General features: G+C 61.0%; 15 protein-coding genes. 1 reads left to right on the plus strand and 14 read right to left on the minus strand.

Going from position 1 to position 19,841, the window contains the following annotated elements; translation table 11 throughout:
• Window positions 1-13 precede the first annotated feature (13 nt).
• The 14 genes from ACFQZG_RS12940 to ACFQZG_RS13005 all read right to left on the minus strand — a co-directional run bounded on the left by ACFQZG_RS12940 (window position 14) and on the right by ACFQZG_RS13005 (window position 17,760).
• Complete coding sequence (locus ACFQZG_RS12940; RefSeq protein ID WP_378153076.1) at window positions 14-910, minus strand: ABC transporter permease; 897 nt, start codon at window positions 908-910, stop codon at window positions 14-16.
• A gap of 78 nt (window positions 911-988) precedes the next feature.
• Window positions 989-2,737 carry a type 2 periplasmic-binding domain-containing protein gene (locus ACFQZG_RS12945; RefSeq protein ID WP_378153077.1) on the minus strand — a complete coding sequence of 583 codons (1,749 nt, stop codon included), beginning with the start codon at window positions 2,735-2,737 and terminating at the stop codon, window positions 989-991.
• Between the two features lie 157 nt (window positions 2,738-2,894).
• Window positions 2,895-4,319, minus strand: a complete 1,425-nt coding sequence (locus ACFQZG_RS12950) for a response regulator (RefSeq protein ID WP_378153079.1) — start codon at window positions 4,317-4,319, stop codon at window positions 2,895-2,897.
• Complete coding sequence (locus ACFQZG_RS12955) at window positions 4,294-6,090, minus strand: cache domain-containing sensor histidine kinase (RefSeq protein WP_378153081.1); 1,797 nt, start codon at window positions 6,088-6,090, stop codon at window positions 4,294-4,296. The genes ACFQZG_RS12950 and ACFQZG_RS12955 overlap by 26 nt, the downstream gene beginning before the upstream one ends.
• 192 nt (window positions 6,091-6,282) lie before the next feature.
• Window positions 6,283-6,948, minus strand: a complete 666-nt coding sequence (gene rpe, locus ACFQZG_RS12960; protein ID WP_378153083.1) for a ribulose-phosphate 3-epimerase — start codon at window positions 6,946-6,948, stop codon at window positions 6,283-6,285.
• Between the two features lie 23 nt (window positions 6,949-6,971).
• Complete coding sequence (locus ACFQZG_RS12965) at window positions 6,972-8,006, minus strand: alcohol dehydrogenase catalytic domain-containing protein (RefSeq protein ID WP_378153085.1); 1,035 nt, start codon at window positions 8,004-8,006, stop codon at window positions 6,972-6,974.
• 31 nt (window positions 8,007-8,037) lie between these two features.
• Window positions 8,038-9,084: a galactitol-1-phosphate 5-dehydrogenase gene (locus ACFQZG_RS12970; RefSeq protein WP_378153087.1), complete on the minus strand. Its 1,047-nt coding sequence runs from the start codon at window positions 9,082-9,084 to the stop codon at window positions 8,038-8,040.
• Window positions 9,085-9,106: 22 nt separating this feature from the next.
• The gene (locus ACFQZG_RS12975; protein ID WP_378153089.1) at window positions 9,107-10,003 is read right to left on the minus strand and encodes a sugar phosphate isomerase/epimerase family protein; all 897 of its coding nucleotides are present in this window, start codon (window positions 10,001-10,003) and stop codon (window positions 9,107-9,109) included.
• 385 nt (window positions 10,004-10,388) lie between these two features.
• On the minus strand, window positions 10,389-11,507 hold the full coding sequence (locus ACFQZG_RS12980; protein WP_378153091.1) for a GntR family transcriptional regulator: 1,119 nt from the start codon (window positions 11,505-11,507) through the stop codon (window positions 10,389-10,391).
• 421 nt (window positions 11,508-11,928) lie between these two features.
• On the minus strand, window positions 11,929-13,002 hold the full coding sequence (locus ACFQZG_RS12985; RefSeq protein WP_378153093.1) for an ABC transporter substrate-binding protein: 1,074 nt from the start codon (window positions 13,000-13,002) through the stop codon (window positions 11,929-11,931).
• A 99-nt stretch (window positions 13,003-13,101) separates the two neighbouring features.
• Entirely contained in the window at window positions 13,102-14,067 is a 966-nt protein-coding gene (gene yjfF / locus ACFQZG_RS12990; RefSeq protein ID WP_378153095.1) for a galactofuranose ABC transporter, permease protein YjfF, read from the minus strand.
• The gene (locus tag ACFQZG_RS12995; protein ID WP_378153097.1) at window positions 14,060-15,094 is read right to left on the minus strand and encodes an ABC transporter permease; all 1,035 of its coding nucleotides are present in this window, start codon (window positions 15,092-15,094) and stop codon (window positions 14,060-14,062) included. The genes yjfF and ACFQZG_RS12995 overlap by 8 nt, the downstream gene beginning before the upstream one ends.
• A 5-nt stretch (window positions 15,095-15,099) precedes the next feature.
• Entirely contained in the window at window positions 15,100-16,614 is a 1,515-nt protein-coding gene (locus ACFQZG_RS13000) for a sugar ABC transporter ATP-binding protein (RefSeq protein WP_378153099.1), read from the minus strand.
• A 96-nt stretch (window positions 16,615-16,710) separates the two neighbouring features.
• Window positions 16,711-17,760, minus strand: coding sequence for an ABC transporter substrate-binding protein (locus ACFQZG_RS13005; protein ID WP_378153101.1), 1,050 nt, complete (start codon window positions 17,758-17,760; stop codon window positions 16,711-16,713).
• Between the two features lie 278 nt (window positions 17,761-18,038).
• Between ACFQZG_RS13005 and ACFQZG_RS13010 the strand changes: the two genes are divergently transcribed.
• On the plus strand, window positions 18,039-19,838 hold the full coding sequence (locus tag ACFQZG_RS13010; RefSeq protein WP_378153103.1) for a sensor histidine kinase: 1,800 nt from the start codon (window positions 18,039-18,041) through the stop codon (window positions 19,836-19,838).
• The last annotated feature ends 3 nt before the right edge of the window (window positions 19,839-19,841 follow it).

Raw genomic sequence — 19,841 nt, forward strand, 5'->3', positions numbered from 1 at the left:
TTCCTCCTTGATGTCAGAATATCCGATAGTTGGCGAACCTGCTGGCGAGCGCGTACGAGACGACGATGAGCACGAAGCTGATGACGGACTTCAGCAAGCCGATCGCGGTCGCGACCTCGAAGTGCCCTTCCTGCAAGCCGGCGCGGTACACGTAGGTATCGATGATATCGGAGGAATCGTAGACGAGCGAATTGTACAGGTTGAAAATCTGGTCGAAGCCCGCGTTCAGGACGTTCTGCAGGCTAAGCGTGCCGACGAGCACGATCATCGCCGCGATGCCCGGCAGCGTAATGTACCGCAGTTTATTCCAACGGCTGGCCCCGTCGATCTCCGCCGCTTCGTACAACGCCGGATTGATCGACGTGAGCGCGGCCAGGTAGATGATGGTGCCGAAGCCGAATTCTTTCCAAATGTCGGAGCCTACGAGGATGGAGCGGAACCAGAAGTGTTCGCCGAGGAACATGATCGGTTCGATATCGAAATTCCTTACGAGGAACATGTTGACGATGCCGTCTACCGCGAATATATCGCGAAGGATGCCGGCGATCAGCACCCAAGACAGGAAGTGAGGCAAATAAACGATCGTCTGAACGGTACGCTTGAACCAACGGATCCGAAGCTCGTTCAACATGAGCGCGAATACGATCGGCACGACGAAGCCGACCGCCATCTTCATCAGCGCGATGATCACCGTGTTGAAGAACACCTGCTTGGCGACGGGCGTCTCGAACAGCAGCGCGTAGTTCTCCCAACCGACCCACTCGGAGCCCCAAATGCCTTTCGTCGGTATGAAATGCTTGAACGCGAGAATGATGCCGCCGATCGGCCAGATCGAGAACACGAGCACGAGAAGCATGCCCGGCAGCAGCATGAAGTTGTAATGGAATTGTTCCGACCATTTGCGTTGCATGAGGTTGGCCTCCTTCGGCGCGATTGTCGAAGACAACGAGGGCGCCGAGCTCCGCTCAGCGCCCTTCGTCTTGTCCTCTTATTTGCTTGCCAGCTCTGCTTTGACTTCCGCGAGAATCTCGTCCCCGCCTTGCGACTTCCAATCGGCCACGAACTTGTCGAAGTCCGCGTCGATGTCTTTGGACTTCATGATCATCGTATGGTACGCCTTCATCTGCAGGTCGTTCAGCGCCGTCATCTTCTTCTCCATCGTCGGCGTCTGCCCGTCGAACACGGAGTAGACGACGTTCAACTCGTAAGCGGACGCGCCGCCCATCGCGTCGAACCAACTGCGCGTGTTCTGCCATTGCAGCATGTTCTTGCTAGGCGCCTGCGGTTGGTCTTGCAGCTCGTCGATGTACTTCTTGATGTGGTTGTAAGCGTCCAAGTTCGTGAACGGCAGCGTCGCCGGATCCACTTCGCCCTTGACCGCGCCGACGATCAGCTTGGCGGCGGACAGAATATCGTCACCCGGCGCGACCGTCAGGCCCCACAGAATCGGAGCTTTCTCGTTCGCGTCCTTGAACTTCTCTTGCGACAGCTTCATGAAGAACTCGCCTTTACGGTTCGCGTTGTACACGTTCACCCACTTAAGTGGAAGCTCCGGATGCTTGAAACCTTTCTTCACGACGATGACGTTCGTGGAAGGCAGCGTCGAGCCGAAATTGATCTTGCCGTTGTTCGCCGGAATCGCGTACGGTTTCCAGTCCGCGTCGGGAACGTTCTGCAGCGTCATGAACAGCGGGTACCATACGCCCCACCACGCCTGGCCGACGATGCCCGCGCGGCCGCTCGCCAGCAGCTCTTGCAGCTTGCCGGAATCCTTCAGCGCGAAGTCCTTCTCGATCAACCCGTCGGCATACAACTGCGCCAACACCTTCAGGCCGTCCTTGATGCCCGGTTGAATGCCGCCGTAGACGACCTCTCCGGCCGCGTCCTTGTGGAACAACCGAGGATACGCGTCGTACGTGTCGAACAGGAAGCCCGGACCGAACAAGCCGCTCGGCTCCGTCTGCATCTGCATCGCGAACGGCACCGTCTTGCCGCCGCCGAACGGATCTTGCTCCTTGAACGCCTTGCCGATCGCGATGACGTCGTCCATCGTCTTCGGCTCCGGCAGGTTCAGCTTCTTGCGCCAGTCGTCGCGAACCCAGACGAAGTTGAAGTTCTCGAGACCGGTCTGCTGCGGAATGCCGTACAGCTTGCCGTCGATCGAATACAGGTCGAGCACTTGGTTGTTCTGATTGGCGTAGCTTTCCTTAAGCGCCGGCGACGCGTATTGGTCGTACACCGTCGTCAAGTCTTCGATCATGTCCGCGTCCACGAGGCGCTTCAGCGTCGCCTTCACTTCCGTCGGCGTAGAGCCTACGATCTCGAAAACGTCGGGGATGTCGTTGCCGCTGATCGCGAGGTCGAGCTTCTGCTTATAGGCGAAGCCGTCCTGCGGCGCCATCCAGACGAACTTCGGCTTCGCGTTGAGCTGCTCTTGCATGAACGCGTTGAAGTCGTTCTCTTCGTACGATTGGCCTTCCGGGAACGCCGGATTGTTGCCGACCGGACGCACCGTCGTGAATTCGATCAGCTCCGGATATTTGCCGAACGGATCCGCCGCAGGAGCGGACGGTTCCGCCGGCGCCGATTCCGACGCCGTGCCCGACGCCGACGGCGAAGCCGGCGCGCTCGGAGATTCGGAAGCGTCGTTTCCGTTGTTGCCGTTGCCGCTGCAAGCCGTCATGAACGCGAGCATGGAAGCCATGGCTAACGTTGCCCATTTCTTCTTGTTGACCATTTCGCGTAACCCTCTTTTCGATATCGATATTTGCTTACAGGTTCATCGTAACGAGTTCTCGCGATCCGCTAGAATGGAAAAAACGCATCAGTTGACCGACGTTTGTCATCTGACGCGTTTTTTGCCGTACATTTTTCGCTGGCGGTCCTACAATTGTCTACTTCGCGTTCTTCCCGATATAGCCGAGCTCGAACTCGGAGATCGCGGACGGCAGCCGGCTGTATTCCCTCGGCGTCATGCCGGTCTCGTCCCGGAACAGCTTGCGGAAGTAGGGCAAGTCCGCGAAGCCGCAGCGCTGGGAGATCTCCCCGATCGGCAGCTCCGTGCGGACGAGCCACAGCTTCGCGTTATCGACGCGCAGCTCGCGCATGAATTCGTTGAAAGTCGTGCCGACGATGCGCTTGAAGCTGTCGCTGAAGTAGCCTCGGCTGATGTTGACCGACGCCGCCACCTCTTCTTGGGTGACGCCGTCCTGCAATCTGGCGAGGACGAGCTGGATCGACCTTAGAATGCGGAGCGGATTCTCGTGCCCGGCCTCGGCTTCATCGACGACGGCGGCGCGCATCCCGAGCCGGACGCGCTCCAGCCAATGCTTCCATTCCTGCCAGCAACCGAGACTGCAAGCTTCCCGGACGAGCGGCTTGGCTTCCGCGAACTTGCGGATGCCCTGCCAAGCGCGCGCGAGCTTGTAGGCCTTCTCGCACAGCTCGGCGGGCAACGGCCGCTGCCTGACGATCTTGCCCTGCAGCTCGTGCCATGCCGAATCGTCGAACACCCAATCGAGCGCTTCCCATTCGACCGTCCAATCGGCCTGGCCGCGCTTCTCCTCGAACGCCATCACGTCCCGCAGCGAATCATGCCATACGCTGCCTTCTCGCGGATTCGCGACATAGTACAGATGCCTGCGCAAATATTGGGAGAGCAGCTCTCGGAGCCGGTCCTTCATCGTCAGATGATGCAGGACGACGATCGCCCACCGGTCGGACGCGAGCAAGCCGTCCAGGCGCGACGGCTGCTCTTGCTCCGGGTCGGCTTCGACGAACCAGGCCTGGTTCGCGTTCGACACCGGATAAGGCATCCGATCCGCGATCCATGGCGCCGCATACAGCTCGTTGACGGAGCAATCGGATGCCAAGCCGACGAACAGAATGCCGTCCTTGCCGCGCGCCGACTGCTTGACCGCCCCGCCTTCCGCGGCCAGCTTGCCGCGCACGACGGTCGAGATTCTCCCGAACAGCTTATCGAGCTTCTCGTCGTCCATCTCGGTCTTGACGATGTAATCGAGCGCGCCCATCCGGATCGCTTCCTGCACGTAGTCGAACTCCTGATGGCAAGTGAGAATCGCGACGCTGACCGCCGGGTGCCTCTCCTGCATCCGCTCGATCAGCTCGAAGCCGGACATGCCCGGCATCGTCAGGTCGGTAACGACGAGGTCGATCTTCTCCGACGCCAGCCATTCGAGCGCCTTGTCCCCGCTCCCGACGTCCGCGACGACGGACATCCCGTGCTTGTCCCACGGCAAAATATGCAAAAGTCCTTTGCGGACGATCGGTTCGTCATCGACCAGCAGCGTTCTGATCATGCTCTATCCCCTCCAGCGGCTTCTCCGGAATCCGGATCGTAATCGTCGTGCCTTCCCCGCTCCGGCTTCGGATCTCGAGCCCTCGATCGTCGCCGTAATACGTCCGGATCAGGCGATGCGTGAACGCGAGGCCGATGCCCATGCCCGTCTTCCTGCCTTCCGCGGCAAGCGACGGCTTCTCTTCGAACAGCGCGGCGACGGCGTCCTCGGACATCCCGACGCCGTTATCCGAGACGACGATCCGGATGCCGTCTTCTTCCTTGCCGATGTCGACGGCGATCGTCCCTTCGTCGCTCCGAAAACCGTGGTACAGCGCGTTCTCGACGAGCGGCTGCAGCACGAATCTCGGAAGCTCGCCGTTCTCGGCTTCCGGCTCCACCCGGATATCGACCGTGAACGTATGGTTATAGCGAATCTGCTGCAGGTAGAGATAGTCCCGAAGATTCTCGATCTCGTCCCGCACGCGGACGAACGTGCCTTCCTTGCCTAGATTGTAGTGCAAGATCCGAGTGAAATAGGTGACCAGCTTGACGATCTCTTCCTGTTTATGGATCTTGGCGATGACTTGTACCGTGTTGAGCGTGTTATGAATGAAGTGCGGATTGATCTGGTAGCGAAGCTTCTCGACTTCGATGCGGCTGCGCGCCCGCTCCCGCCACTCGATCTCCTTGAGCAGGTCGAACACCCGGTCCCGCATGAGATAGAAGCGGGTGAGCAGGCTATCGAACTCCGTCAGGTTCATCACGCGCCGCGCGCGGGCGATCCGGCTGTCGCCCATCCATTCGATCTCCTTGCGGAACGTCTGCAGCGGCCGGAAGATCGAACGCCAAGCCAAGTACGCCAGCAGGAAGCTGAGCGCGAGCGAGAACAGCCCGATCGTGGCGAACTTCAGAATCCAGGCGTCCATCTCCGCGCGATACGAGGCCCCGTCGAGCAAGACGACGAGCTGCCAGCCTTGGTCGCCGACCGTCGTCAGCGCCATCCGGCTTCGGTGCGAAGCGGCGGAAGGCGCCTTGTCGTCGCCGACGTACGCGCTGCCGGCCGGAAAAGCCGAATCCTCGCTGTAGACGACCCGACCGCCCGGATCCAGCAGCAGATGAACGGCCGGCTCGCCGTACTGCTGCTGCCCGAACAGCTGCTTGATCGAGTTGAAGTTGCTCTCGATATAGACGTAGAACGATTGCCCGTTCTCCGCGTAATCCGTCACCTTGCGAGACAGCGAGATGACGGGAGGATCCGATTCCTTGCCGTATTGGTCGACCGACAGGTGCGGCGCGTGATAGCTCACGCCGTTCGCTTCGACGAGCACGGGATAGGCGTCCAGCTCGACCGATCCGACCGAAGGGTAGCTCTGGAACAATACATTGCGGTTCATGTCCAGCACCGTCAAGATACCGGCGTGCGGACTCGAATAATTGATGAGCCGCATCCGGTCTTGCACGATCCGGATCATGTCCTTGCGCAGGATGATATCGTCGGTCGACATGTACTTCCGAATCTCGGCGACGATCGCCTGGTCGAGCGCGATTTGCTGGGAGGCGAAGTTCAAGTTTTTCAAGATGTCGTCGATGCCCTTCAGTTCCTTGTCCACGTTCTCCTGGATGCCCTTCGTTAGCGTATTCTGAATGAAAGAGTGGAACGAAGAGTAAGAGATCAACCCTAGCAAGGCGAGCGGCGCGATGGCGCTGAGGAGCAGCATCGCGATCAATCTCCCTTTGACCGTACGGAGCAACGGCGCGGTAACGCGCCCCAACAAGCTTGCAGGATTCATGGTGAAGCCTCCCGGTATCGCCTGGATGTAAGCGCTGTCTATCATGCGTGCGAAAACGGCGCTTCCGCGCCGCTTCGACCTTCTTGTCGACAAGGGTATCACAGGTTGCCTTCCGTCATCAATCGTTCTCTCGTCGCGACTTTAGCGAGAGGACTTTGTCGAACGGCCCGCGATCCGTTCGCGATAGCCCTGTTACGTAATGCACGCGCGCAGCTGATTCGTCAACGCCAGCAAGTCCTCGCCCGGGCGGAAAATGCTGGACGTGCCCGCGACGAACAAGTCCGCCCCCGCCTCCCGCATCCGCTTCGCGTTCTCGAAGCTGACGTTGCCGTCGACTTCGATCTCGATATGGCCGTAGCCGCGTTCCTCGAGCATCGCCCGCAATCTCTTGATCTTCTGCAAGGTGGAAGGAACGAGCCTCTGTCCGGCGAACCCCGGATTGACGGTCATGATCAAGATGACGTCCACGTCGTCGAGCACGTCCTCGACGGCGTAGATCGGCGTGGCCGGATTGATCGCGACGGCGCTCTTCGCGCCGTATGCGCGAATTTGCTGCAGCGTGCGCTGAAGATGGACCGTCGCCTCTTGGTGGACGGACACGAGGTCGCCTTCGCGCAGCCCGAACAGTTCCAAGTGGCGTTCCGGCTCCGTGACCATTAAGTGGACGTCCATCGGTATATTCGTCATCGCCCTCAGCGCGCGGACGAAGTCGGGCCCGAGCGTGAAGTTGGGCACGAACTTGCCGTCCATGATGTCGACGTGAAGGTACTCCACGCCCGCGGCTTGAAGCGCCGCCAGTTGATCCTGCAGCCGCAAGAAGTCGACGCACATGATCGACGGCGATATTTTACCCGGCACGGCATTCGCCTCCCGATTCCCCGTCATGGGTTAATGATGACGCGCATGCCGGCATGGCTCTCCGCCGTCTCGAACCCTTCGACGATCCGCTCGAGCGGGAACCGATGGGAGATATACTTCTTCATGTCGATGATGCCGGCGTTGATAAGCTCTACCGCCTTGCGGTGATGGCGGGGCAACGAACCGTGCGCGCCGTGAACGAACAGCTCCTTGTAGTGGATGACGTTCGTGTCGAGCGTCACTTGCGACTGGTGCTTCGGCAGACCGCCGAACAAGTTGACGCGCGCCCGGTTTCTCGCCATATGGATCGCGTCGACCTGCGCCTGCGGCGAAGGATTGCACGTAATGACGACGTCCGCGCCGAGACCGCCCGTCTCTTCCAGCACGCGGGCGATCGCGTCCTCTTCCGCGGAACATATATACGCGTGCGCGCCCAGCGCTCTCGCCGTGTCCAGACGAGGGCGGGAACGGTTGACGAGCAGCACCTTGGCGCCCATCTTCAGGCACACCTCGACCAGCATCTGGCCGATCGGTCCGGCGCCGATGACGACGATCGTCTCGCCGATGCCGACGTTCGACAGCTCCAAGCCGTTCAGCACGCAAGCGAGCGGCTCCGAGAGCGCCGCTTCTTCGTAAGAGACGTGGTCCGCGATGGCGTGAATCGGCCCGTAATTGACGACCGTCTTGTTCAGCAGCACGTATTCCGCGAAGCTGCCGGCGAATTGATAGCCCATCGCGTAATTGATCTGGCAGTTGTTGCCGTAGCCCGCCTCGCAGAACACGCATTCCCCGCAAGGCACGTCCGCGCCGAGCGCGATCCGGTCCCCGACCTTGAAGCGCGAGACGTTACGCCCGACTTCCACGATGCGTCCCGACGCCTCGTGGCCCAGAATTTGCGGCATGCTCACTCGGCTGTTGCCGTGGCGGAAGATGCGAATATCGGAGCCGCACACGCCGACCGCCTCGACCTTCATCAAGATGCTGTCGCCGTCGACGTCCGGCGTGCCGACCTCCTTCACGACGAGATTGCCCAGCGCTTCCAGTACGGCTGCTTTCATTGGCGATCGCTTCCCTTCTCTTCTCTATTCGTTAAGTAGATTCGTTCACGTACATGACTTTGTTGTAAAATTCCGTCCGGTCGCGCATCATGACGAGCGCGTCCGGCACGCCCTCCAACGGAACGCGGTGCGTCACGAGCGGCCTCGCGTTCAGCTTCCCGGACGCCATCGCCGCGATCGCAAGCTCCCATTCGTTGTTCGGCGCGCTCGCGAACGAGGAGTTCCATGTTCCTCGCACGGTCAGCTGCTTGCGGAGAATTTGCCAATAGCCGTCCTGCGACAAGGAGACGCCTCCCGACGGATTCCCCATCAAGACGACCTTGCCAGAGGGGCGAACGGCATAGAGCGCGGTATCCAAGCCGGGCGAAGTCCCGGTTCCTTCGATGACGACGTCGGCTCCTCTCCCGGTCGCGGAGCGCACCCACTCCTTCGCGTCTCCGCGCATCGGGTTGAAGACGTCGCCGAAGCCCAAGCGCTCGGCGAAGCGAAGCTTGTCGTCGTCGATATCGGTCAGCAGCACGCGGTTCGCTCCCCAGGCTCTCGCCCACGTCGCGAGCAGCAGCCCGATCGGGCCGGCGCCGGTAATGAGCACGTTATCGCGGAAGTCGAGACCGGCTTGGCGGAGCGCGTGCAAGGCAACCGCCGCCGGTTCGGCCATGGCGATCTCCTCGTAGGATAGGCAATCCGGCGCCGCTATCAAGTTCCAAACGGGCGAGCTGATATATTCCGCGAACGCGCCGTCGCTTCTCGAGCCCATATAGTCGTAGTCGGCGCACAAGGCGTAATCGCCGATCTCGCACGACGGGCATCGTCTGCAGGGAATAAGCGGGAAGACGGCGACTTTCCTGCCGATCCAGCCTTCGTCGACGTCCGCTCCGACGGCGACGACCTCGCCCGCGAACTCGTGACCCGGAATCGTCGGGAACGTGTACGTCCCCTTCGAATACACGCGCGGAATGTCCGAGCCGCAAATCCCGCAGGCGCGCACGCGGACGAGCGCCTCTCCTCTCTTGGGAACAGGGGTTGCCCGCTCCTCCAACCGCAAATCCCCGATTGCGTGCAACACGCAAGCTTTCATGCTCGGTTCCTCCTCCGCCGGATTATGCGCCGACGTACGTTTTCCAATAATCGACCGACGCCTTATGGTCTTGAATGATGCGGAACTCCGTCGACCATGCTTCGCGATGGGACAATTCGAGGACGAGCTCGGCTTCCTCCGCGCCCGCCTGCTCGAGCGCTTCCAAGAGCGGCTCCCCGTGAACGATACCTAGCTTGTTGTACTCGTCGGTGAACGGCCAATGCCGGCTGTGATCCTTCTCCGTCTGCTGGAGATGGATGATCGGCGATACGCTCCCGAGCTCCCGCACCCAACGGTACGGATCGCGGTCGTCCGGATGCGGCGCGTGGCCGACGTCGAGGCACAGCTTGAACGGAATGCCGGCGCCGTCGTTCAGACGCGCGAGCAGCTCCTTCGTATCCTCGACCGTATTCGCCATCTCGCGCGGAATCGACATCGGCTCGAACAGCAGATGCGGCATGCCGAGCTCCTTGCAATACCAGCTCAGCTCCTGCCAATGCTTCAGTCCCTCTGCGATGATGTATTCCCTCCGAACCGGGTTGTCGTAATCCTCGAAAGTCAGGATGCCGAAGTGGCTTCCCGTCGTCTTGGCTCCCATCTCGCGCGAGAGGCGGGCGAATCGCTTGAACCATTCCAGCCACGCCTTGCGCTGCTTCGCGTCCGGATGCATGAAATGGTTCACGCGCGTGAACGAGCTCGTGAACGTGCTCGTTACGTTCAAGCCGTATCGGTCCACGCTGTCCCGGATCCGCTCCGCTTGCTCGCGGATAATGTCTTCCGGCAGGAACGCGTTCAAGAGATCCGCCACGAACTGCACGTTGCGCAAGCCCATCTCTTCCGCCACGATACGCGCCCATACTTCCGGCTCCACGTATTTATTGATCGCGAAGCCCAAGTTAACCCCTAGTTCCAATTTCAACGTTCGCACGCTCGCTTTCCGGTGTGGTTGATATGTTTCATTGATACTTAGTTGAATACTATAATGTGTCACTGATACATTCAATGATGAATTTAATCGCAGCACCTATGGTCGGACACACGCGCCGCTATTTCGTTCTAAGCGACTCCGAACGCTTCCGTTGTGGACACAGCGGCCTCTATTCGAGCCAAATTCCGTGCGAAAGCATTACCTGACCGCCAATAGGGTCCCGCGTGTCCGCCAATCCCTCTATGTCCTTGCTTATCGAGTAAATAGCGCCCACTGAGTCCGCACGAATGCGAGACAACTCAGCGTCGCAATCGACTCCACGACAAAAAAAGACCCGCGCAAGCCGCGCAGGCCTTCCGATGCGATATTCGATTTCCTAACGCGTGATCACGCTATCCCGTTCGACGATCTCGACCGGTACGACGACGGCATCGGCCGTATCTCGTGTCTCCATCGACGAGCTCAGCAGGCTCAATACGAGCTCCGCGGCAGCCGCGCCCAGCGCGTCGGGCGACTTCCTCACGGTCGTCAGCGGCACGGGAAGCTGCGCCGCGACCGGCAAATCCGTGAACCCGACGATCGAGACGTCTTCCGGGACTCGCTTCCCCGCGCGCATCGCCGCCCCCATGACCTCTGCCGCGACATGGTCGTTCGCGCAGAAGATCGCCCCGAGGTCCGGCAGCGCCGCGATATAAGCGTCGGCGTCGCGCCGATCGGCGTAGTCGAGCCGCACGTCGCCCATGGAATAGGCGACGCCGGCGTCCGAATGCGCTTGGATGTAGCCGTGATAACGGTCTTCCCGGCTCATGACGCCGTAGATCGGCTCCGAGACGAAGCCGATGCGCCGATGCCCCCGCTCGATCAGCATGCGGGTGACGTCGTACGCCCCGCGGAAGTGGTCGTGAACGACGCACGGCAATCGGATTTCCCGAAACCCCCGGTCCACGATGACGATCGGGTACCCTTCGAGATGCAGGCGCAGCACTTCCGTGCCGCATGTCTTGCGGTCGCACGGGAACAACAGAACCCCTCGAATTCCGCTGCCCGGCGAAGCGAGCTCCCGCAACAGGCGATCCTCTTCGTCCAATCGGTTATCGGTCGCCCGAAGTACGAGCTCGGCACCGTTCGCGCGCGCGGCGGCCAGCACGGCCTCGGCGATCGGCCCCGTGTAGCCGTCCAGCTTCGGCACGACGAAGGCGATGCGCGGCGGGGCGTCGAGCGGCTTCCCGCGTTCGGAATCCGACTGCTGCGCCCGCTCCGCCAGGAACGTCCCCCTGCGAGGCATGCGGTAGACGATTCCTTCCTCGGCGAGCATAATCAGCGCTTGCTTGCTCGTACGGCGGCTTACCCCGAATAAGTCCGCAAGCTCCCCTTCGGACGGGATCGGATCGTGCGGCTTCAGCTCTCTCTCCCGAATCAATTCCAGCACGCTAAGGCGCATTTGTTCGTACAGGGCAAGCGGTCCTCGCACCAGCTTCTCATATTGCCGGACCAATGATACGTCCCTCATTTCCTTATCGTACGTAGAATTACGGTAATTCGTATATTCTTAATACTAATAAGAGTCACGATTGATATCAAGGCTATTACGCGTTCTCGCGATGACGCTCGGTGAACTTTGTCGCAATAGCGGAGTCACACTCCATTAGTCTGGCGAAATCCCGGGGGTGCGGCGCAATAGCGGAGTCACACTCCATTAGTCCGGCGAATTCCTGGGGGTGCGGCGCAATAGCGGAGTCACACTCCATTACTTCAGCTAAGTCCCGGGGGTGCGGCGCAATAACGGAGTCACGCTCCATTAGTCCGGCGAAGTCCCGGGTGTGCGGCGCAATAGCGGAGTCACACTCCATTAGTCTGACGAACCTACGTCCCTCCCGGCTAACGAAAGAACCCCCGGCATCGGGGGTTCTCTTCATTCAATATTTGCGGTTCTGGATTTCCCGTTTGGCCATTTGCTCGGTGAACACGCTCTCCGCCGGCACGATCCGCTTCGGCAGCGTCCGCCCCTGCATCACTTCCGTCGCCGCCTGGACCAAGTTCGGGCCGAGCAGCGGATTGCATTCGACGACGAGATTGATTTTGCCTTCGGCGAGCCGTTCGAGCGCCTTCCGCGTACCGTCGACCGAGATGATGACGATGTCCTTGCCCGGCTTCAGCCCGTACTCCTCGATCGCTTCGATCGCGCCGAGCGCCATGTCGTCGTTGTGGGCGAACAGCACCCGGATCTCGCCGGCGTTGTTCCGAAGAAACTCGCGCATCTTCTCCTTGCCCTTCTCGAAGGTGAAGTCCGCGAAGTCGCTCTCCACGAAGACGAAGTCGGAGCGGCCCTCGATCGTATCCCGGAAGCCCTTGCCCCGCTCGATGGAAGGGGACGAACCGTCGGTACCTTTCAGCTCCGCGATGCCGATCGGACCGGCCGTGTTCTTCGTCTTGTCGAGCAAGTACTTGCCCGCCTTGCGTCCTTCCTCGTAGAAGTCGGCGCCGATGAACGTGACGTAGAGCGAAGTATCCGCCACGTCGATGGACCGGTCGGAAATAATGACCGGGATGCCCGCCGCCTTCGCTTCCTTCAGAATCGGCTCCCAGCCGGACTGTATGACCGGCGCGATCGCGATGACGTCGACCTGCTCGCGGATGAACGACCGGACGGCTTCGAACTGCTTCTGCTGCGACTGCTCCGCGTTATCGAACTTGAGCTCGACGCCCGCCTCCGCGGCGGCGTCCTTAATCGATTCGGTGTTGGCAAGCCGCCAGTCGCTCTCCGAGCCGAGCTGGGAGAAGCCTAGCACGATCGGCGATTGCGGCAGCGGATCGACGACGGCGTCGGGCTCCTCCGTCCCGATCGGCTCGCCGGTCGGCGCCGTGGGGGAGGAGAACGCGTTGCCGCCGTTCGTGCAGCCGCTAACCAAACACGCGAGCATTAACCCTAGCGCCAGCGCGTAGACGAACGACGGGATGCAGCCGCCTTGTTTCCGATTCCCGATTCGCACGGTTCGATCCTCCCCCGTTCAACCTTCTTAACGTCCCGATGTCGTCTTCATTATAAATGAAACCGGCCCGTCTGTAAGGCCAATTTGTCCGACTAGGCGTTACAGCTTCCGCGTCGCTTGCCGCGCGCTCAGCACGCGTTGGAACAAGATGAACAAGAACAGGAGCAGGCCGATGACGATCTTCGTCCACCACGAGCTCAACGTCCCTTCGAAGCTGATGATCGTCTGGATGACGCCTTGAATCATGACGCCGAAGAACGTGCCGGCGACGTAGCCGACGCCGCCCGTCAGCAGCGTGCCGCCGATGACGACGGAGGCGATCGCGTCCAGTTCGAGCCCCATCGCGTGGAGGCCGTAGCCCGACAGCATGTAGAACGTGAACACGACGCCGGCGAGCGCGGAGCAGAAGCCGCTCAGCGCGTACACCGCCATCTTCGTGCGGGCGACCGGCAAGCCCATGAGCAGCGCGGACTGCTCGCTGCCGCCGAGCGCGTAGACGTTCCGGCCGAACCTCGTATAGTGCGCGATGTAGAGGCCCGCGGCCACGACGATCAACGCGATAACGACGCTGATCGAGATGAAGGCATCGCCGGGCAGGCGAATCTTCGTCTGCGCCATCTTCGCGTAGAACCCGTTATCGATCGTGATCGTGTTGATGCTGATGACGTAACATAGCCCGCGCGCCAAGAACATGCCGGCGAGCGTCACGATGAACGGCTGGATCTTGAAGTATTGGATGATCGCGCCCATGCCCCAGCCGAACAGCCCGCCGAACGAGAGCACGAGCGGAATGACGGCGGACGGAGGCCAGCCCTGCTCCTGCACGAGGCTGGCGGACACCATCGTCGTGAGCGCGATGACGGAGCCGACGGATAAGTCGATGCCGCCGGTCAGAATGACGAACGTCATGCCGACCGCGACGACGAGCAGGAACGCGTTGTCGATGAGCAGGTTCAGGACGACCTGCATCGAGAAGAAGCCGGTATACCGGAACGACCCGGCGAGGAACATGACGGCGAACAGGAACACCGTCACGGCGATGGACAAGTACTTGCTCTTAAACATGCTTGACGACCTCCCGTTCCGCCGGGTAATTGCGGGTTTTCCATCGATGGACGAGCGCTTGGCGGAACGCCTCCGACTGGATGAGGCAGACGACGAGCACGACGAACGCCTTCACGACGAGCGTGATCTCCGGCGGGACGCCGATCATGTAGATCGTCGTCGTCAGCGTCTGGATGATGAGCGCGCCGATGACGGTGCCGGTCAAGTAGAAGCGGCCGCCGGTCAGCGACGTGCCGCCGATGACGACGGCGAGAATGGCGTCCAGCTCGTACCAGAGGCCGGCGTTGTTGCCGTCTGCGCTCGAGACGTTCGAGCTGAGGATGAGTCCGGCGATCGCCGCGCATACGCCGCAGAACAAGTACACCGCGATCTGTACGTACCGGGACCGGATGCCGGCCAAGCGGCTCGCGGCCGGATTGCGGCCGACCGACTCGATGAACAAACCGAGCGCGGTGCGTCTCGTCAGCAAGCTCGCGACCGCGAAGACGAGAGCGACGACGAAGATCGAGAACGGCAGTCCGGCTAGCGAGCCCGAGCCGATATAGCTATAACGATCGCTCGTGACGGTAATGATCTGTCCGGACGTAATGAGCTGCGCGATGCCGCGGCCCGCGACCATAAGGATGAGCGTCGCGATGATCGGCTGGATGCCGATGACCGAGACGAGCAAGCCGTTCCATAGGCCGAGGACAAGCGAGAGAACGAGCGCGTAGCCGATGGCGGCGAGCACGAGGCCCATCGCGTCTTGGTCGGCGCCCTTGCTGATCGTCAAGCACGCCATCGCGCCCGAGATCGCGACGACCGAGCCGACGGACAAGTCGATGCCGCCCGTCGCGATGACGAGCGTCATGCCGATCGCCACCAGAATGAGCGGCGAGCCGAAGTTCAGAATGTCGATCAACGTACCGTACAGATGGCCGCCGCGCACTTGGATCTCGAAGAAGTCCGGCGAATAGAGCAAGTTGAACAGCAGCAGCGCTGCCAGCATGGCCAGCGGCCAGAACAGGTTATGCCGGTGGATGCGCATGGTCGTTAACCTCCCGCGATAGCCTGCATCACTTGCTGCTGGCCGAAGTCTTCGTGCATTTCCTTCACTTTCTTGCGATCGCGCAGCACGACGATGCGGTCGCTGACGCGGACGACTTCCTCGAGCTCCGAGGAGACGAACAGCACCGACATCCCTTGCCCGGCGAGCGACAGCACGAGCTTCTGGATTTCGGCCTTCGCTCCGACGTCGATGCCACGCGTCGGCTCGTCGAGGATGAGCAGCTTCGGCTGCGTCACGAGCCAGCGTGCCAGAATCACCTTCTGTTGGTTGCCGCCGCTTAAATTTTTCACCAGATGCTCCGGATTCGGAGGGTTGATGTTCAGCGCCTTGACGTACTGGTCGGCGATCTCGTCCTGCTTCTTCCGCGGAAGACGGCGCAGCCAGCCGCGCGTCGCCTGCATCGCGAGCACGATGTTCTCACGCACGGTCAAGTCGTCGATGATGCCCTCCGTCTTCCGGTTCTCCGGACAGAAGGCGATGCCTTCGTCGATCGCCTGCCGCGGCGAATGCACCGAGCCGGCGGAATCGTTCAGCCTCAAGCTGCCTTGGTCCGGCCGGTCGGCGCCGAAGAATAGCCGCGCCATCTCCGTCCGCCCCGAGCCGAGCAGACCCGCGAGGCTCACGACCTCGCCCTTGCCGATGAGCAGGTCGAACGGCTCGATCGCGCCCTTCCGGCCGAGGCCGCTGGCTTCGAGCAGGGGCTCCCGCGACGCCCGCGTCCGTTCGCCGCCCTTAGGCAGCTCGCCGAGCAGCTCCAGCTCCTTGCCGATCATCTTCGATACGAGCTCTATCCGGGGCAGCCGAGCCGCCTCGTACTCCCCGACGAATTCCCCGTTGCGGAGAATGGTTATTCGATCCGAAATTTCGTACACCTGGTCCAGGAAATGCGTGACGAACAGAATGGCCAAGCCGTCTTCCTTCAGCTTGCGCATGATCGCGAACAGCTGCCCGACCTCGTTGCGGTCCAAGCTCGACGTCGGTTCGTCCAGGATGAGCACCTTCGCCGAGACGTTCAGCGCCCGCGCGATCGCCACCAGCTGTTGGATGGCGACGGAATACAGTTGCAGCGGCTGCGCGACGTCGATGTTCAACTGCAGTCGCTCGCGGAGCAGCTGCTCCGCCTTGCGGTTCATTTCCTTCCACAGAATGCGTCCGAAGCGGCGCGGCTCCCGTCCGATGAATATATTTTCCGCGACCGATAGGTTCGGACATAGATTCACTTCCTGGTACACCGTGCTGATGCCGGCGCCCTGCGCCTCTTGCGGGCTGTGGATCGAGACCGGCTTGCCGTCCAGCTCCACCGTCCCTTGGTCGATCGAATAGACGCCGGTCAGCACCTTGATCAGCGTCGACTTGCCCGCTCCGTTCTCTCCCATCAGCGCGTGCACTTCTCCCGGGAACAGGCGGAAGTCCACCCCGTTAAGAGCCTTCACCCCCGGAAAATGCTTATAGATGCCGCCCATCCGAAGCAGCGGCTCTCCGGATACTCCTTCGCTCATCGTTGTCTCCCCCTCCCAATAAGAGAGACAGCCGCCCCGGGACGGAAGCCCGGCGGCGGAGCGGCTGCACACTCTATGAATTCGCGTTGCGAACGACTAGTACTTGCGGTTCGGGAGCGCTTCCTTCGCTTGCTCCGAAGTGAACGTGCCGTCCGGCGTCACGATGCGCTTAGGCGGCTGCGTGCCGGCGAGCAGATCCTTGGCCGTCTGCATGAGCAGCGGTCCGAGCAGCGGGTTGCACTCGACGATGTAGTTGATCTTGCCTTCCGCCGCAGCGGTCATGCCGTCCTTGACGCCGTCGACGGAGATGATCTTGATGTCCACGCCCGGCTTCAGGCCGGCCGCTTCGATCGCTTGAATCGCGCCGAGCGCCATGTCGTCGTTGTGGGCGTACAGCACGTCGATGTCCTTGTGCGCCTTCAGGAACGCCTGCATGACTTCCTTGCCTTTGGCGCGGGTGAAGTCGCCCGTCTGGGAAGCGATGATCTTCAGATGCGCGTTGCCGGCGATCTTCTCTTGGAAGCCGGCTTTGCGGTCGTTCGCCGGAGCGGAGCCCGTCGTGCCTTGCAGCTCGACGATGTTCACGTCCTCGGCCGCGTCCTTGTACTGATCGGCGAGCCACGCGCCGGCCATGCGGCCTTCCTCGACGAAGTCGGAGCCCATGAACGTCACGTACAGCGACGTGTCCTTCGTATCGACGGCGCGGTCGGTCAGGATGACCGGGATGCCCGCGTCCTTCGCTTCCTTCAGCACCGTATCCCAACCGGACTCGACGACCGGCGAGAAGGCGATGACGTCGACTTTTTGCTGAATATAAGAGCGGATCGCCTTGATCTGGTTCTCTTGCTTCTGCTGCGCGTCGGAGAACTTCAGGTCTACGCCCGCTTCCTTCGCCGCGTCTTGGATCGATTGCGTGTTCGCCGTTCTCCAGCCGCTCTCCGCGCCGACTTGGGCGAAGCCCATCGAGATCGCCCCGTCTCCGGCCGGAGCCGCCGCGGAAGATGCCGGCGCTTCGCTGCTTGCCGGCGCCGCCGGCTTGCTCGATGCCGCCTCGTTGTTGCCGTCGTTGTTTTTGCCGCATGCCGCCGTAACGATCATGATGGCCGCCAGGACGAGCATTGCCCCCAATTTACCCGCTTTTTTCATTCGTCGTCTAACCTCCCGAATAGTTCGCCGCTGCCTTGATCCGTCGGCGTGAGCCCATTATAGAACGCTTACATTTTCGCCCGATACGGAGCTTCGCGTGAATTCGATGGGATCTTTTTGGCGTTTGCGGGGCGCGTTCGCGGCGAAAGTTCGTTTTTTTGTCCGGAAGTTGGACTTTTGCTTCAATGTCAGCGTTTGCATAGATCGTTCCTCCGCCTTTTGCTATAGTAGATTTACGAGTTGGAACCGCATACACCCGGAAAGGGCGCAGCCGACCTATGAAGCGAATCCGAATGACGAGCATGCGCGCCAAAATGCTCATCATGTTCGTCACCCTCACTTCGATCCCGCTGATCGTCGTCGGGCTTCTCTCCTACCAAAAGTCGTACGACACCGTATCCGGACATAGCAAAGCCTCGACGATGCTGGCCGCGAGCCAGCTCGGACGCAACATCGACGTCCTGTTCGAAGACGCGGGCAAGCTGCTCGAGCTCGGCAAAAACCCGCAAGTCATCCGCTTCCTCTTCTCCCAGACCGACACGTACGAGGACGCCAAAGAGATTCTGAACGCGTTCGGCCTCTACCGGGAAACGTACAAATACGACAGCGTCCTGAACATCACGATGGTCAATCTGTACGGCAGGGGCATAAGCGAGCGCAAGGGCGTCTTCCAGATGGAACGCAACCCGATGCGCAATCCGCACTTCCAGTCGCTGCTCCGCAAGCCGGACGACATTCTGAACGTCGCGCCGCTGGACGCCTCGCCCCTTGATCGGCTGGACGGGTTCGATTATCCGGGGCGGAACGTCATCTCCGTCATGACGACGGTCAAGAACGGCATTACGCACGAGGTCATCGGCTTCATCGTCATCGACCTCGTCGACACCGCGCTCGAGCAGTTCCGGGACAGCGCGGTCATCGGCCGGACCGGCTTCTTCTACGCGACCGACCGGACCGGCCGTCCGGTGCTCTATCCGGACAACGATCCGAACGCATACAAGCTAATAGGCGAGATAGACTTGTCCGGCAAGCTGGCGAGCGAGCAGGCGAGCTACGTCGATTCGACGCATGGCAAGCCGCAATTCGTCGTGTTCACGACGTCCTCGATGACCGATTGGAAGATCGTCGGCATCGTCCCGCTGCAGGAGATAATGGCGGAGGCCAATTCCATCCGGCAGCTCATCATCGTCAGCGTCGCTCTCAGCATTATTTTCGCGATCGGACTGAACTTCTTCATCTCCGCCCGGCTCACCCGCCCCGTCCAGGTGCTCAAGAACAAGATGCGCCAAGCCGCCTCCGGGTACTTCGACGCGAAGGTGAAGCCGACGGGACACGACGAGATCGCCGATCTGGGCAACAGCTTCAACCTCATGCTCGAGAAGATCGACGACCTGATGGCGCAGCACCTAAAGGAGCAGGAGCAGATCCAGAAGGCGGAGCTGCGCACGCTGCAGGCCCAGATTCACCCGCACTTCCTGTACAACACGCTCGATTCGATCGTCTGGACGGCCGAGGCGGGGAAGAACGACCAGGTCATTCAGCTCGTGCAGGCGCTGTCTCGCTTCTTCCGGGTCAGCCTGAACAAGGGGCTCGACTGGATTCCGCTGAAGGACGAACTCGACCACGTTCGCAGCTACCTCGTCATCCAGCAGATCCGGTACCGGGACATTCTCGATTACGAAGTCGACGCGCCGGCGCATCTGGGAGATTGCAGAATGTTGAAAATGACGCTCCAGCCGATCGTCGAGAACGCGCTCTACCACGGGCTCAAGAACAAACGGGGCAAAGGGCTCATCCGCATCGTCTGCGAAGCCGTCTCGGAGCAGGAGCTTCGCGTCGTCGTCGCGGACAACGGCATCGGCATGGACCCGGAACGGCTCGAGAAGCTGCGCGGGCAATTAAGCCGGCACATTATCCCGGAGGAGACGACGGGGTCAGAGGTGTCCGGCGGCTTCGGGCTTCACAACGTCCAGCAGCGGCTCCGGCTCTATTACGGCGATAGTTGCCGCATTCAAGTAGACAGCGTGGACCGGGAAGGCACAACGGTCTCGTTCCACATTCCGAGAGGGCGGCGATGATCC

This window comes from Cohnella sp. GCM10027633, from assembly GCF_042675445.1.
Taxonomy (GTDB): domain Bacteria; phylum Bacillota; class Bacilli; order Paenibacillales; family Paenibacillaceae; genus Cohnella.